Source organism: Virgibacillus sp. MSJ-26, assembly GCF_018918075.1.
In the GTDB taxonomy this organism is placed as follows: domain Bacteria; phylum Bacillota; class Bacilli; order Bacillales; family Amphibacillaceae; genus MSJ-26.
In genome coordinates this window covers 1-701 of the sequence record NZ_JAHLPW010000052.1, presented here as the reverse complement: position 1 = coordinate 701, position 701 = coordinate 1, and the positions used below count along the sequence as shown (strand labels likewise).

Below are 701 nucleotides of genomic sequence, written 5' to 3'. Positions count from 1 at the left end.
TTTTTGTAAGACTTAAGGACTTTATCTTTCGTCAGGCTTTGATACACATTTGTCGGACTCTTGGCAGCTAAACCATTTTGAGTTGTTTGTTTATCAGGGAATGTCTCCACATCGTTAACATGTATATATCCAGTGACCCATTCACCATTATATTTGATAGTTGCCTGGACCCATTCACTTGTCAAAGTTTTATATTTAAGTATGGTCCCTTTTTTGTAAGACTTAAGGACTTTATCTTTCGTCGGGCTTTGATACACATTTGTCGGACTCTTGGCAGCTAATCCATTAAGGGTTGTTTGTTTATCTGAGAATGTCTCCACATCGTTAACATGTATATATCCAGTGATCCATTCACCATCATATTTGATAGTTGCCTTGACCCATTCACTTGTCAAAGTTTTATATTTAAGTATGGTCCCTTTTTTGTAAGACTTAAGGACTTTATCTTTCGTCGGGCTTTGATACACATTTGTCGGACTCTTGGCAGCTAAACCATTTTGAGTTGTTTGTTTATCAGGGAATGTCTCCACATCGTTAACATGTATATATCCAGTGACCCATTCACCATTATATTTGATAGTTGCCTGGACCCATTCACTTGTCAAAGTTTTATATTTAAGTATGGTCCCTTTTTTGTAAGACTTAAGGACTTTATCTTTCGTCGGGCTTTGATACACATTTGTCGGACTCTTGGCAGCTAA

At 37.1% G+C, this 701-nt stretch carries 1 protein-coding gene; it reads right to left on the bottom strand.

Annotation, left to right across the window (positions count from 1 at the left end; all coding sequences use genetic code 11):
- Positions 1-701: SH3 domain-containing protein (locus tag KQI49_RS18430; protein WP_483887809.1), on the bottom strand; the 701-nt coding region annotated here is incomplete at both ends.